Origin of the sequence: Xanthomonas axonopodis (genome assembly GCF_001304695.1) — a bacterium.
In the GTDB taxonomy this organism is placed as follows: Bacteria; Pseudomonadota; Gammaproteobacteria; order Xanthomonadales; family Xanthomonadaceae; genus Xanthomonas; species Xanthomonas axonopodis.
The window spans coordinates 1-15,624 of sequence record NZ_JFAQ01000082.1 but is presented as its reverse complement, the minus strand read 5'-3'; the positions used below and the strand labels follow the sequence as shown (position 1 = coordinate 15,624).

Sequence of the window (15,624 nt, the reverse complement as noted above, 5' to 3'; positions counted from 1 at the left end):
TAGGCGGCAACTTTAAGGTGCCGGCCCCGCGTGGTACATGAGGGTTCAGAACACGCCGCTCTTGCGCGCATTGCGCTGGCGGTCGACACGGAAAATGTAGCGCTGGATGGTTTCGTCGGCGCCGCGCGGCAGGTCGCTGAACTGCATTCCGATCCGGAAGCCTTCGCTGCCGTTGGGCAGCGTCTGCTTGTGCTGGCTGCATACCGTCAGCGGCAGCGTGATCGGGGCGGTGTCGGGCAATTGCAGGATGCAGTTGCGGTAGGTGCGTTGCGGTTCGAGCAACGGCATGCCGTCGGTGAGAGACACCGACAGGCCGCCGCTGCTGATGTCGATCACGCGCAGCTGCAGGTTGAACTGGTTTCCCTGCGCGGCTTCCTGGCGGATGGTGCAGACGGGCGAATCGGTGATCGGCGTTTCCAGCCGGTACGATTCGCGCCGCTGCATGTGGTACATCGCCGCTGGCAGATCGACGCGGAAGGCGACGTGGATGTCACGCTCGATCCGTTCGGCCTTTTCCAGGCGGAAGCGGATGTTCACCCGTTCCAATTGGGCGTAGCACAGCAGGTATTTGGCGCCTTCGATGGCACGGTTGGAGGCATCGTGATGGCTGCCGTCCAGGATGACGCAGTCGTCGTCTTCGTCCACTTCCAGCACGGCGGTTGGCACGGCCATGTCGCGGCCGGCCACATGCATGGTCACGATGGCGCGTTGATCGAGCAGCTGGCGCAGCAATCCACGAATCTGCCGCTTGTTGCGCAGCAGGTAGCGCTCGTCACCTTCGGCGAGGTGATCGGCGTCGTGGTCCAGTTCTGAGGTATCGCCTTGGGACATGGGCACAAGCACAGTAGAAGCGGGAAGGCGCCTGACGGGTTGTCCCGGCGTCGCCTTGATATCGGCGGCAAAGCCAAATCTTTAAGGCAGTTGCCCAAACTTGTCTGCGTGCTCCCGCGAGGTCGTGCGGGCAAGGACCAGTCGCGTTGTTCGGTGTGCGGCGTTTCGGCAAGCAACCAGCAGACCACGGGCGCGGTCCGCCTTGTTCAGTCACACCACCGGCCGACTGTCTGGGGCGGTGGCCTTGCCGCTTGCGGCATGGATGCCGCCATCGAGCCCCCTTTGGACGGGTTCGCGGCGTGTCCCGCGAGCGGTGAGGGCACCGCGCCCTCGATGCTGTGATTTGGCTGCGATGAATCGCCGTTGCCGTCTCAGCTATAGGCATGGCGCGCGTTGGCCAGCAGGGTGCTCAGGCGGTCCTGCGGCTCCAGGCGGAACACTGCGACCGCATCGACCAGCTGTGCGGCCTGGTCTTCCATCGAACGTGCTGCGGCGGTGGCTTCTTCCACCAGCGCGGCGTTCTGCTGGGTGGTTTCGTCCATCTGGGTGACGGTCTGGTTGACCTGGGTGATGCCTGCGGCCTGTTCGCGCGAGGCGCTGGTGATTTCGCCCATGATGTCGGTGACGCGCTGCACCGAGGTCACCACCTGCTGCATGGTGCTGCCGGCTTCGGAAGCCAGTGCAGCGCCGTCGCCGATGCGGGTCACCGAGTCTTCGTTCAGGTGCTTGATCTCCTTGGCTGCGCCGGCCGAGCGCTGTGCCAACGTGCGGACCTCCGAGGCCACCACAGCGAAGCCACGGCCCTGCTCGCCGGCACGCGCCGCTTCCACCGCCGCGTTCAATGCCAGGATGTTGGTCTGGAAGGCGATGCCGTCGATGACGCTGATGATCTCGGAAATCTTTTTCGACGAGGCGTCGATGTCGGCCATGGTGGTGACCACGCGGTTCACCACGTCGCCGCCCTTTGCCGCCACACCGGCGGCATCCAGCACCAGACGATTGGCCTGGTCGGCATTGTCGGCGTTCTGCTTGACGGTGGCGGTGAGCTCTTCCATGGAGGCTGCGGTTTCTTCCAGCGCAGCCGCCTGCTGTTCTGTGCGACGCGACAGGTCGCCGTTGTCGGTGGCGATTTCGATGGCGGCCGAATTGATCGTCAGCGAAGAGTCCTCGATGCGGCGCACGATGCCGGCCAACTGGTCGGCGGTGGCGTTGGCGTCGTCGCGGATGGTGGCGAAGACGCCTTGAAGATCGCCGTCCATGCGTGCGGTCAGGTCGCCTTGCGACAGCGACGAGAGCAGGGCGGAGACGCGCGACAGGCCGTCGGCGTTGTTGTCCAGCAGGGTGTTGAGCTGTTGGGCCAGCAGCAGGAAACCCTGCTTGCCGCGCACGTCGATCCGCTCGCTGAGGTCGCCGGCCGCGGCAGCTTCCACCACATGCGCGACCTCCTGTTCCACCTGCACGTCCTGGGTGCGGTCGGTCCATTCGACCACATAGCCCATGCGATCGCCGGTGGCAGCCACGACCGGGCTGACCACTTCCTGCACGATGCGGCCGCCGATTTCGATCTGTGCGGTATGCGTGCTCTTGAGTTGCTCCAGCAGGCGTGCCTGCTCGGGATTGCGATGGAACTGGTCGATGCGGGTATTGCTCAGTGCAGTGGTATCGAAATCGAAATCGGGCAGATCGTGCCGCAGGACGTCCTGCATTTCCGACAGCATGCGCTGCAGCGGGCGATTGACGTAGATGATGCGGCGGTCGGCGTCGGCGATCATCACGTTGGTGCTGACGTCGTCAAGGGCGGTGCGCATGCGGAGTGCCTCGCTGGCGATCAGGTGGTCGCGTTCCAGGCGCGCGCGCAGGTCGTCGCGCATGGTGCGTGCGTTGAGCAGCAGACGGCCGAGTTCGTCGTGCCGATCGATTTCAATCGGGTTGTCCAGGCGGCCGGCTGCCACGTCGCCAAGCACGCGTTCTACTGCCAGTAGCGGGCGGGTGACCATCTTGCGCGCGGCAATGAACACCACTGCGATGCACAGTGCCAGCACCACCAGCGAGAACAGCAGCATGCTGCCCATCAGCGCGTCTAGCGGGCCGTCGATGGCGCTGCGCGGTTGCGCACCAATCACCGCCCACTGCCACGGCGCATAGCGCTGTGCGGTCACTTCGAACGCTTGGTTGTCGCCCTTGGCATCGCGCAGCTGCAGGTTGGTGCTGGGCTGCTTGCCGTCCAGCACTGCCTGCAACAGGGCCTGCTGTTCGGCCGGCACCAGTGCCGCCAGCGTGGCCGGCGTGCCGGCCGGGGCCGCGATGACCTGGCCCTGATGATCGCCCGGCGCCATGTCGACGATGACGAAATAGCCGTCCTGGCCCAGTTTGGTGGTGCTCACCTGGGCCTTGAGCGCGGCCAGGCCCTGGGTGTAGTTGCGCCCGACAAACAGCGCACCGATAACCTCGCCGGCGGCATTGCGCAGCGGCTGATAGTGCGTCATGTACTGCTCGCCGAACAGCTGCGCCTGGCTGGTGAAGCTCTTGCCCTGCGACAGTGCGGCGTAGGCCTTGCTCTTGCGATCGAGCAGGGTGCCGATGACGCGTTCGTTCTGCTTGTTGCGCAGCGAGGTGGTGATGCGCACGAAGTCGTCGCCGGTATGGGCAAAGATCGTGGCAACGCCGCCGGTCGCTTTGGCAAAGCGGTCCACGGCGTCGAAATTGAGATTCAAGGCCTGCTTGCCGGCACGCAGCGACGGGGTGTTCTGTTCGCCGATGGTGACCGTGCTGGCGCTATCGAGCTCGCGCGCGCCGCTGGGAAGCATGTCGTCGAACACGCTGCCCAGACGCTGGGTGCCTTCGCTGAGGGTGACGTCTTACATCGCCACCGACTGCTGCATCAGTCGGGTGCTGGAGCGCAACTCGGCCTTGACCTGCGATTCGATATCGCCGGCGGACTGGCGGTAGATGGTCAGGGCCAATAGACCCAGCGAGATGGCAATGACCAATGTGAGCAGTGCGGAGAGCCGCGTACCGACCGAGAGACGGTTGTAAGGAGTGCATGAGGAATCGACCTTGCCCGGGGGAGAGGGCGTTACGGATGCGTGAGCCTGGTAGCGGCCGTTTATGCTCGAAATTGATTTTTGGCGTTGAAATCAGCACAAAATTGAGCGTTCCATTCAGCTTGGATGGCTGAAAGCGTTTCATGCCGGACGCCTCATCGGCGGTGATTGTAAATTTCGGATGAAATTGGAAGTACTCTCGAAGGCGCGGCGGGCCGCGTGTGGCTGGCGAAAAGCAGGCCTGGCTGCTGCCCATCGGAGCAAAATCTTGTGCAGCCACTGCGACATCTGCTCAGCCGCCGAGCGGTTGCGGCCCGGAATTGGAATTGGCTTCCATCCTCGGTCTCTACGCAACGCTGCGCTTCAGGATCGCTCGTGCGGTTGTTGGTCGTGCGCAGGGACGGCAGCACAAAAAAGGGCCGCCCCCCTCGCAAGGAAAGCGGCCCACAAGATCTGCGGAGCGCGGATCAAAGGCTCTCGAAACGTGTGTGTTGCTGGACAACGGTGTTGCGTGAAACGCGCATCGGCAGCTGCGACTGGGTGACGATGAGGACGGCGGCCGATTGCACCACAGGGACGAAAAACGATCCCGGTGTCTGTGCCGGTCGCCCACCACTGCCGGCGACCGGTGGGCTTTGGCGCCGCCGCTTAAAACTTTTGCCAATGACCATCGCCAACGGTCGACGTGGTTGCACTGACCGCCACGCGCCGCGGTTCTGCCGCGGCCACGGCAGCACGTGCAGCTGGGCGCGTTGCCGGCCGCTGGTGGCTCACGGCCCCGGCGATGGCTGACAACTTGCGTGCCACCGGCGCGTTCGCATCGACCTTGAAGACCGCCACCGCTTCGGTGAGTTGCTGTGCCTGTTCTTCCATCGCGCGCGCGGCGGCAGTGGCTTCTTCCACCAGGGCAGCGTTCTGTTGGGTGGCCTCATCCATCTGCGTGACGGTGAGGTTGACCTGTTCGATGCCGGCCGATTGCTCCTGCGATGCAGCAGAAATTTCCCCCATGATGTCGGTGACGCGCTGCACCGACGAGACGATTTCGGCCATGGTGCGGCCGGCCTGGTCCACCAATTGCGAGCCGTCGGTGACGCGCTGCACCGATTCGCCGATCAGGTCCTTGATCTCCTTGGCGGCGGCAGACGAACGCTGCGCGAGCGTGCGCACTTCACTGGCTACCACCGCAAAGCCGCGGCCTTGCTCGCCGGCACGTGCCGCTTCCACTGCCGCATTCAAGGCCAGGATATTGGTCTGGAACGCGATGCCGTCGATGACGCTGATGATGTCGGCGATTTTCTTCGACGAGGCCTGGATGCCAGCCATGGTGTCGACCACCTTGCCGACGACCTCGCCACCTTGCGAGGCCACGCTGGCCGCACCGATCGCCAGTTGATTGGCCTGGCGCGCACCTTCGGCATTCTGCTTGACGGTCGAGGTGAGCTCTTCCATCGAGGCCGCGGTTTCTTCCAGGTTCGCGGCCTGCTGTTCGGTACGTTGCGACAGGTCGTTGTTGCCTGCGGCGATTTCGCTGGCGGCCGCATTGATCGAGACCGCCGAGGTCTGGATGCGCCCGACGATACCGGCCAGTTGCGTGGCGGTGGCATTGGCGTCGTCGCGCATCTGTGCGAAGACGCCCTGGAAATCGCCGTCCATGCGCGCGGTCAGATCGCCCGCGGCAATCGCCTGCAACATGCCCGACAGCGATTGCAGGCTGCCATCGGCCGTGGCCATCAGTTGATTGAGGCTTTCGACCATGATGCGGAAGTCGTACTGGAACTGTGTCGCATCGCCACGTGCACTGAAGTCGCCGGCCGCAGCGGCTTGCGCGAGCTGCTTGATCTGCTGATTCATCGCTGCCAGGTTGCGTTTGACCTGCGCCATGGTCTCGGTGAGTTTGGCTTGTTCGCCGGGCAGGGCATCCATGTCGTCGTTGAGGTCGCCGATCGCGTAACGGCCCATGATCTGTGCCAGGCGTGCGGTGACCTTGACATGGCTGTCGACCAGCGCGTTGGTGTCGCTGGCCATGCGGCCGTACTCGCCAGGCAATGCGCCGGCATCCATGCGGAAGCTGACCTGGCCGGCATCGTGGCGCTTGGCCATGTCCAGCTGGGCGGTGATCAGGTTGCGCACCTGCGATTGCATCTTGTCCATGGCCTGCAGCAGGCGGCCGGTTTCGTCGCTGGCATCGCTGTGCACGGCGTTATCGAGTTTGCCGTCGGCAATCGCTTCGGCGGCGCGGGTGGCGCGGCTCAGCGGCCGGGTGAGGCTGCGGGTGATCAGCAAGCCCAGGGTGCCGCTCAGCAATACCACCATCAGCGAACCGCCGACCAGCAACTTGCGCGAATCGTCCATCGACTGCAGTGCCACTTCGGCTGCTTCGGAGGCGAGCTTGTCCTGCAGTGCGATGTTCTCGGCGATCTTGTCCTGCCACTTCTCCAACGCGGGCGCGGCTTTGGTAAGCAGCAACGGCAACGCCTGGTCGCTATGGCCGGACATCACCAGGTCGATGATCTTGTTGTTCATGCCACGCACTTTCGGTGTGAGACTATCGATCTCGGCGCGGATGCCGTCGCTCTGTGGCACAGACGGCATCGCATACAGCGCATTACGCGCTTTTGTGTAGTCAGCGCGTGCCTGTTTGATGGAGGCGATGAATTTCAGATTGTCTTCGTTGCTGGTCGGCAACACCACATTGCGTACCTCCGAGGCGATGACGTAATTGGCATTCATCATGTCGTTGGAGAGGCGGATCTTGGTCATGTTCTGGTGTACCAGGGCATCCACCAGCGCACGGGCAGAGGTCAGCCCGCGATAGCCGATGAAGGCGATGAACCCGGACAGCAGGATCAGCACGGTGAATGCGGCAGCCAGGCGCGGCCCGACATTGAAGCGCAATAAAACAGAGGTCATAGGATCGCTCGACTCAAGAGGGTGGGGGGGCGGTTGCGTCGACAAGCCAGCAAGGCGCGTTGCGCTGGCGTCTGCTTGTCATCACGACCTCTGGTAACGGCGCGAGTTGCAGTCGATTGAGTCGGCTGGGCAAGCTGGTAAAGCGGATTCTCAGACACGTGATGGGCGCGTGTGGATGAGCGCTATCTTATGTCCGGACTAAGCAGAATTCTGCGTTTCTGCCGTTGGAAAATGCTGTTTTCGGTGAATCCGTGCGAGCGCAAAAATTGTCGGTTTGCGTTGGCTTCACATGTTGCACACGTCGCACGCCGTGGCTGCGCGCCGGACGCTGCGTTCGCGCATTGCCACGACAGCCGTTTGATACGGACTGTCGTGGCGATGCTGTCGCGATCAGAACGTCTGCGCGATCAGAACTCCTGCCAATCGGCCAGATCCGTGGCCGATGTGGCGTTGTTCGTCGCGCTGCGACGGGGCGATGCGGCCGCCGCGGTGACGCGTGCTGCCGGGCGCGGTGCGATGCGGGCATTGGCCGGTGCGCTGGCAATGGCCGACAACTGGCGCGCCACCGGTGCATGCGCGGCCACCTTGAAGACCGCCACCGCTTCAGTCAGCTGCTGGGCCTGTTCTTCCATCGCACGTGCGGCGGCGGTGGCTTCTTCCACCAAGGCGGCGTTCTGCTGGGTGGTTTCGTCCATCTGGGTCACGGTCTGGTTGACCTGCTCGATACCGGCATACTGTTCCTGCGAGGCTGACGAGATCTCGCCCATGATGTTGGTGACGCGCTGCACGCTGGCAACGATCTCGGCCATGGTGGAGCCGGCCTGATCGACCAGCGTTGCGCCTTGCGTGACCTTCTCGACCGAGTCGTCGATCAGGTGCTTGATCTCCTTGGCGGCGCCGGCCGAACGCTGCGCCAGCGTGCGCACCTCGGAGGCGACAACTGCAAAACCACGGCCCTGTTCGCCGGCACGCGCCGCTTCTACTGCCGCGTTCAAGGCCAGGATGTTGGTCTGGAACGCGATGCCGTCGATGACGCTGATGATCTCGGCGATCTTCTTGGACGAGCCCTGGATGTCGGACATGGTGGTGACCACTTTCGCCACCACATCGCCGCCTTGCGAGGCGACCGCAGCGGCGCCGATGGCGAGCTGGTTGGCCTGGCTGGCGTGTTCGGCGTTCTGCTTGACGGTGGAGGTGAGCTCTTCCATCGAGGCCGCAGTTTCTTCCAGATTGGCGGCCTGCTGTTCGGTGCGCTGCGACAGATCCTGATTCCCGGAGGCGATTTCGCCCGAGGCCAGACCGATCGCGTCGGCCGCGATCTGGATGCGGCCGACGATGCTGGCCAGTTGTTCGGCGGTGGCATTGGCATCGTCGCGCATCTGCGCAAACACGCCCTGGTATTGGCCGCTCATGCGCGCGGTGAGGTCGCCGGCAGCGATCGACTGCAACAAGCCCGAAAGCGATTGCAGGTTGCCGTCTGCGGTAGCCATCAAGGTATTGAGGCTTTCCACCATGATGCGGAAATCGAACTGGAACTGCTCGGCATTGCCGCGCGCGGTGAAGTCGCCGTTGGCCGCGGCCTGCGCCAGCTGCTTGATCTCGGTGTTCATGGTCGACAGGTTGTGCTTGACCTGATTCATCGCTGCGGTGATGGCCACCTTCTCGCCGGGCAGCTGCGGCATGTCTTCGGACAGGTCGCCGATGGCATAACGCTCGATCAGGTGGATGGTCTGCATCTTCACCTTGATGTGCGCAGCCACCAGCTCGTTGGTGTCATTGGCCATGCGGCCGAAATCGCCCGGGAATGCGCCGGCATCCATGCGGAAGCTGATCTGGCCTTCTTCATGGCGCTTGGCCATGCCCAGCTGTGCGGCAATCAGATTGCGCAGCTGGCCCTGCATGTTGTCCATGGCGTGCAACAGGCGGCCGGTCTCGTCGTTGGACTGCGCGCTGACGTCGTTGTCCAGATTGCCTTGGGCAATGGCTTCGGCAGCGCGGGTGGCACGCGTCAGCGGAACCACCAGGCTGCGGGTGATCAGCCATGCGAGCATACCGCTGATCAACACCACCGCCAGGCCGCCAGCAATCAACATGGCGCGGCCGCGCGTCATCGCCGTGGTGGCGACCGCATTGGCTTCCTGAGCGCGCTGGCGCTGCAGCGCCGAATATTCCAGCAGTGCGTCCTGCCATGCCTGCGTGGCCGGTGCGGCATGCTGCAACAGCAGGGGCATGGCTTGGGCCGTCTTGCCCCCGAGGTCCAGATCGATCACCTGCTGGTTGAGCGCGCGCGCGGTCTTGCTGTTGGCATCGATCTTGTCGCGAATCGCCTGGGCCACAGGCGTTGCCGAGAAGACGTAGAGCTTGTCGTGTGCATCATTGTAGATGCGGCTCTGCTCTTCGATGATCGACACGAAGTGTTGATTTTCGTCGTCTGGCGTCGGCAGCACGACGTTGCGCAGCTGCACCGCGATGACCGACACCGCGTCGTTCATTTCCTGCAGATGCCGGACGATGACCATGTTGCGGTTGATGAGCGTATCCAGACTCTGGCGCGCCTGTGCCAGCGTATACAGGCCAGCGACGACCAGGGCGCACGACAGCAGGATCAGTGTGCCGAAGGCAAAGCCCAGGCGCTTGCCGACGTTGTAGCGTTGAAGAAGAGCAATCATGTTGGGATCTCGAGAGCGATGGACAGGAAAGGGGTATGCGCTGGGCGGGGCAGCCGTACCGGGTACGCTGGTGGCGCCGATGCGGGCGTGCGTCGAACCGATCCATCGAGCGCTGCGACATCAAAGGGTCGCAACGCTAACGATTGCAGGGCAAGTACGCGTGCTTGAGGTTGTTAACGGCACCTTGCCGTGCGGCTGAATTAGCTAGACTGCGGACGTATGGTCAGGCGTCACCGAGGTGAGCGTGGTGTGCACAACCGCTTGAAATGCCTGCCCAGAGAGGCATCTCTTTTGTTTTCGAGACATTTGCTTTCACTTTTTTCTCACGCGCTTGATGGGGGTAAGTGCTCGAAATCCAGTGCGGCGCGGCGTGTGATTTGCATCTGTGCATCTCGCAAGCTGATCGACGCCTGCCCGCTTGTAGAAGCAGCGTTTCAAGGCAAACCCACCGCCAGGCGTTGCATCAGGCCGCCTGGCCCAGGCGGCGAAACGCAGGCCCGGCCTGCAACTGGAACACCGAGACCGCATCGCGCAATTGCTGCGCCTGTTCTTCCATCGAACGGGCGGCAGCGGTGGCTTCTTCCACCAGCGCGGCATTCTGCTGGGTGGCCTGGTCCATCTGCGCGACGGTCTGGCCAACCTGTTCGATGCCTTGCGACTGCTGCTGCGAGGCCTCGCTGATCTCATGCATGATGGTGGTGGCGTTCTGCACCGCATCGACGATGTCCTGCATGGTACGACCGGCCTGGCCCACCAACTGGCTGCCGTGTTCGACCCGGCTGACCGAGTCCTTGATCAATTGCTTGATCTCTTTTGCCGCACCGGCAGAGCGTTGCGCCAGCGTGCGCACTTCACTGGCCACCACGGCAAAACCACGGCCTTGTTCGCCCGCACGCGCCGCTTCCACCGCCGCGTTCAAGGCGAGGATATTGGTCTGGAAGGCGATGCCGTCGATGACGCTGATGATGTCGGCGATTTTCTTGGATGCAGCCTGGATGCCGGCCATGGTGCCCACGACCTCACCCACCACCGCACCGCCTTGCGAGGCGACCGTGGCCGCACCGACCACCAGCTGGTTTGCGCGGCGCGCATGCTCGGCGTTGTTGCGCACGGTGGAGGTGAGTTCTTCCATCGAGGCAGCGGTTTCTTCCAGATTGGCCGCTTGCTGTTCGGTGCGTTGCGACAGGTCCTGGTTGCCGGTGGCAATTTCGCTGGCAGCGTCGTTGATGGCATTGGTGGACTGCTGGATGCGCCTGACGATATTGGCCAGCTGGGTCACAGTGGTATTGGCGTCGTCGCGCATGCGCGCGAACACGCCATGGAAGTCGCCGTGCATGCGGGCGGTGAGGTCGCCCGCCGCGATCGCCTGCAGTACCGTCGACAGCGCGTGCAGATTCGCATCGGCGGTGGCCATCAACTGATTGAGGCTGTCCACCATCGCACGGAAATCGTACTGGAAGCGCTGTGCGTCGCCGCGCATGCTGAAATCGCCATTGGCTGCGGCCTGCGCAAGCAGCTTGATCTCGCTGTTCATCGCCGACAGGTTGGCCTTGACGGTATCCACGGTGTCGGTAAGCACGGCCTTTTCGCCAGGCAGGCGCTCCATGTCCTGGCTCAGGTCGCCGATGGCATAGCGCGACATGATCTGCGCAAGTTTCATCTTGACCGCGATGTGCGAGCCCACCAGCGCGTTGGTGTCGCGCACCATGGTGGCGTAGGCACCGGGGAAACTGTCTGCCTGCATGCGGTAGCTGATCTGGCCGGCATCGTGGCGCTGCGCCATTTCGCTTTGCGCGCTGAGCACGCGCTGCAGTTGTTCTTGCATCTGGCGCATGGTGTCGAGCAATTGACCGGTTTCGTCGCGGCCGGCGGCACTGACCTGATCGTCCAGTTGGCCCTGCGCGATATTGGCGGCCACCGTCGCGGCGCGGAGCACATTGCGCGTCAGGCGCGACAAGGTATACCAGCACAGCGCGGCGATCAGCAGCGCCAGCACCGACAGGCCGGCGATCGCTTGCCACATCGCGTTGCGTGCGTCGACCAAATGACGTTCGGACTGCCGCTGCAGCGCCTGCAGGGAGACACTGCTGAGTTCCCGCATGGTCTGGCCAAGCGCATCGAGCGCGGCATTCCACTGAGCGTCTGCCTTGGCATCGCTGCCGTCCAAGGCGGACCCCAGCGCGACCAGTGCGGCGCTTGCCTGTGTGGCCTCGGCCTTGGCGGCATCGGCCAGCGCGGGGTCGGGCTGTTCCAACAAGCCCATCGCCTTGTCCAGCTCATGCCGGAAACGCACATGGTTTCGGGCGAGTTGATCGAGCTGCTCGCGCAGCATGGCGCGGCTGTCGCCCGCCTGCGAGGGGTCGCTGGCGGCGTCTAGACGGGTCAGCGATTCGGTAGTCTCGGGGCTGTAGATCAGCGTGGACACCACCAGGTGGTAGCTCTCGATGTACGGGGTGTAGACCAGCTGGCTGTCGTCGCGCAATGCATCGAGCGCGGCAAAGGCCTGTTCGCTCACAGCGGCGTAGCCCTCCGCAGTGGCACCGGCAACATGGCGCTGCTGCAGGGCCAGCAATTGCTTCTGGCTGCGTTCGAAGCCGGGCAGGCTGGCCGTGGTGGCGAGCAGTTGGCTGAGATCGCGCTCGGCGCGCTGCGCGGCGTCTTTGGCGGTGCTGCCGCCATCCACATGGGCTGCGTGCAGGTCGGTGATCAGGCCCAGCATTTGGCCAAGCGGCGCGTAGCTGCGCAATTCGTTGCTGCTGATGGCGACACTTTCGTTGAGCTTGCCGCTATAGAGCAGCACCGGAATGACCAGCCCCACCAACGCAAGCACGCCGATCATGCCCAGTTTCCTTGCGATGGCCAGGTCGTCCCAACGGCTGGTCCAGCGGCGTGGCGAAGCTGGAATGGTCTGCGGCAACAGCGTGGGCGAGGTGGTCATCGATACGTCTCGTGGAGATAAGTAGGCTATCGGCTAACGACGTGTACGCCTTTAGCGGGTCGGCATCGCTGTCGACCAGTCCGGTTCAGTCAGTGCTGGCGATCTGTTCAGAACTCTTGCCAGCTACTGTCATTGCTCGGCGCGGCGACCACCGCGCGCAGCCTGGCGGCGGGAGCGCGGCCGGCTGCCACCGCCGTCGTCGGGAGCGCAGGAGCCGCTGCCGGGAGTCGTGATGCTGCACGCGATGCCTGCGATGCATCGCTGCTGTCGGTCTTGAAGACCGCCACGGCCTCGGTCAATCCGAGCGCCTGTTCTTCCAGTGCGCGTGCGGCGGCGGTGGCTTCTTCCACCAGCGCGGCGTTCTGTTGGGTGGTTTCGTCCATCTGGGTGACGGTCTGGTTGACCTGCTCGATGCCGGCCGACTGTTCCTGCGAGGCGGCAGCGATTTCGCCCATGATGTCGGTGACGCGCTGCACGCTGGTCACGATCTCAGCCATGGTGGTGCCGGCGCTGTGCACCAGTACCGAACCTTCGGCCACGCGCTGCACCGAATCGTCGATCAGGCTCTTGATCTCCTTGGCCGCTGCGGTGGAGCGCTGCGCAAGCGTACGCACTTCGCTGGCCACCACGGCAAAGCCGCGGCCTTGTTCGCCGGCGCGCGCCGCTTCCACCGCGGCGTTGAGTGCCAGGATGTTGGTCTGGAACGAGATGCCATCGATGACGCTGATGATGTCGGCGATCTTCCTGGACGAAGATTCGATCCCGCTCATGGTCTGGACCACCTTGCTGGCAATCTCGCCGCCTTGCGAAGCAACGCGGGCGGCGCCGATGGCGAGCTGATTGGCCTGCCGTGCGCTTTCGGCGTTCTGCTTGACGGTGGAGGTGAGCTCTTCCATCGAGGCAGCGGTTTCTTCCAGGTTGGCGGCCTGTTGTTCGGTACGCTGTGACAGATCCTGGTTGCCGGCGGCGATTTCGCCGATGGCCGCGCCGATGTTGCCGGCCGCGCCCTGGATCCGCACCACGATGCGCGTGAGCTGTTCGGTGGTGGCGTTGGCGTCGTCGCGCATCTTGGCGAACACACCGTGGAAGTTGCCGTGCATGCGGGCGGTGAGATCGCCGGCGGCGATGGACTGCAACAGCGCCGACAAGGTGCCCAGGCTGGTGTCGCTGACCTCCATCATCGCGTTGAGGTCTTGCACCATGCGCAGGAAATCGTGCTCGAAGCGCTGCGCATCGCCGCGTGCGCTGAAGTCGCCGGCCGCTGCCGCGCTGGCCAGGCGCTTGATCTCGGTATTGATCGCCAGCAGGCTGCCTTTGGCCGCATCCATCGATTCGTGCAGCACCGCGCGGCTGCCCGGCAGGCGTCGTGCATCGCGGCGCAGATCGCCGCGGGCGTATTCGTTGAGCACTTCGATGGCATCGACGATGGCGTCCAGGTGCTCGAACATCATGGTGTTGATGCCCTTGCTCAGCTCGCCATACACGCCGGGGAAGTCCTGTGGCATGCGGTGGCTGATGTCCTTGTCGGCGTGCAGCTCGATCATCCGCGTGGTTTCGCTGGAGAAACGTTGCAACTGCGTCTGCATCTTGGCCATGGCGCTGAGCAGCCGGCCGGGCTCGTCGGTGGCGGTGGTGTGCACATTGCTATCCAGGCGGCCCTCGGCGATGGCCTCGGCGGCACGGGTGGCGCGGTTCAAGGGCTGGGTCAGGCTGCGGGTGATCAGCCAGGCCAGCAGGCCACTCATCAAAATGACCGCAATACCGCCGGCGATCAGCAACGCCCGGCCATAGTCCATAGCGGTATTGGCATCGTCATAAGCCGCGGCGCCAAGGCTGCGCTGGCGCGCAGCGTACGCATCGAGTGCGGCCTGCCATTGTTGGTTCGCCGGTACCGCCTGCTGCATCAACACCTTGAGTGCCTCATCGGGCTTGTAGTTCAAGCCCAGGTCCATGACCTGCTGATTGGCGATACGCGCTTTTTCGCGCGCAATATCAATCTTCCGACGCATCTCCGCGCCGGTAGCGTTGGACGGCGGGCGTGCGTAGAGCTTTTCGCGGTTTTGGTTGTAGTTCTGCCGCTGTTCCTCGATCACCTTGGCAAAACCGAGGTTCTCTTCCTGCGTGGTCGGCAGCACGATGTTGCGTAGATTAATCGCAATGTCTGCACTGGCGCTGCGCATCTCGCCGATATATTCGAGGATCGCCATATTGTGTTTGACGATCGACTCCATGCGCCCGCGCGCTTGCGCCAGGGTCATCAGGCCAGCGGCCAGCAGGCAGCAGGAGAGCAGGATCAGAAAGCCGAATGCGGCCGAAAGGCGGATGCCGACATTATAGCGTTGGAGAAAGCCGATCATGAAACATACCTGCCGGGAAGGAGGAGAAGGAGGCGGTTCGAGGCAAACGGCGGCAGCCTCACGATCAAGGTCGGCACCCGCTGCAAGCTAGGACGGCCACGTGACGCCTGGCGCTGGCACTGGTAGCCCGCGTCGGCTCCGTCCCGATGCAGGGCAGGTAGCGGCGACCGGGTCGTATACTTGAGCTCGACATTCAGATTTTGTTATAGCTGGCATCGTTCACGGAGGCGGGCAGCGACGTTTGCCGATGCAAGGCCATGCCGGGTGAGGTGCCGCGGCGATGAACGCGCGTGCGCAGGGAAGGGCGCTCGACATGCATGCCGGTCGTGGCGCCAGTGCGGCCTTGTGGCTGGCGTTCCGGTTGGTCTCGGAAAGCGACTAATCAGAAAGTGCGCCAGCTAGCCGACGCGTGCCGGCGGCATCGACTGCAGGCGAGAGTCGCCTTGGCGGTTCGACGTCATCCAGGCGCAGCGGTCTGGCCCATCGCCAGCGGGCCGCCAATGCAACGAGAGACCGAGAAGGTGGAGCATCCGTTTCGAGTCATCAAACGCCAGTTCGGTTACGTCAAGGTGCGCTATCGCGGTTTGGCGAAGAACACCGCGCAGGTGCTGACGCTGTTTGCGTTGTCGAACCTGTGGATGAAGCGAAAGCAGTTGATGCCTGCCGTGGGGAAGGTGTGCCTGTAACCCGGGGAATTCCCACGGAAAACGCCAGAAATGGCGAGAAACCCGAGGCTCCAAACGCGACTCTCCGGAACGATGCCACCTTCCGCCCTGTCAGGTCTCGTTGTTCAGACCTTCCCTAATGGAAGATGTCGCGAACTTTGGAAAGACAATGAGTCTAATAAACCAAATATCTTACCTGATTAGCCCCAT

5 protein-coding genes and 3 pseudogenes are annotated in these 15,624 nt (G+C 63.5%); 1 reads left to right on the top strand and 7 read right to left on the bottom strand.

Annotated elements, in window-relative coordinates:
• Positions 1-45: 45 nt before the first annotated feature.
• From XAXN_RS08460 to XAXN_RS08430, 7 genes and pseudogenes are all read right to left on the bottom strand, one after another.
• Positions 46-831, bottom strand: coding sequence for a flagellar brake protein (locus XAXN_RS08460; RefSeq protein WP_054319211.1), 786 nt, complete (start codon positions 829-831; stop codon positions 46-48).
• A gap of 371 nt (positions 832-1,202) precedes the next feature.
• Positions 1,203-3,830 (bottom strand): annotated as a pseudogene (locus XAXN_RS08455) (methyl-accepting chemotaxis protein).
• A 693-nt stretch (positions 3,831-4,523) separates the two neighbouring features.
• Positions 4,524-6,785, bottom strand: a complete 2,262-nt coding sequence (locus XAXN_RS08450; protein ID WP_054319210.1) for a methyl-accepting chemotaxis protein — start codon at positions 6,783-6,785, stop codon at positions 4,524-4,526.
• Between the two features lie 407 nt (positions 6,786-7,192).
• Positions 7,193-9,454: a methyl-accepting chemotaxis protein gene (locus tag XAXN_RS08445; RefSeq protein ID WP_054319209.1), complete on the bottom strand. Its 2,262-nt coding sequence runs from the start codon at positions 9,452-9,454 to the stop codon at positions 7,193-7,195.
• Between the two features lie 463 nt (positions 9,455-9,917).
• On the bottom strand, positions 9,918-12,392 hold the full coding sequence (locus XAXN_RS08440) for a methyl-accepting chemotaxis protein (RefSeq protein WP_054319208.1): 2,475 nt from the start codon (positions 12,390-12,392) through the stop codon (positions 9,918-9,920).
• Between the two features lie 107 nt (positions 12,393-12,499).
• Positions 12,500-14,749, bottom strand: coding sequence for a methyl-accepting chemotaxis protein (locus XAXN_RS08435; protein ID WP_054319207.1), 2,250 nt, complete (start codon positions 14,747-14,749; stop codon positions 12,500-12,502).
• Positions 14,750-14,942: 193 nt separating this feature from the next.
• Positions 14,943-15,233 (bottom strand): annotated as a pseudogene (locus XAXN_RS08430) (hypothetical protein).
• 34 nt (positions 15,234-15,267) lie between these two features.
• Here XAXN_RS08430 and XAXN_RS08425 point away from each other — a divergent pair.
• Positions 15,268-15,435, top strand: a pseudogene (locus XAXN_RS08425) (transposase); the annotation flags it as partial.
• Positions 15,436-15,624 lie beyond the last annotated feature (189 nt).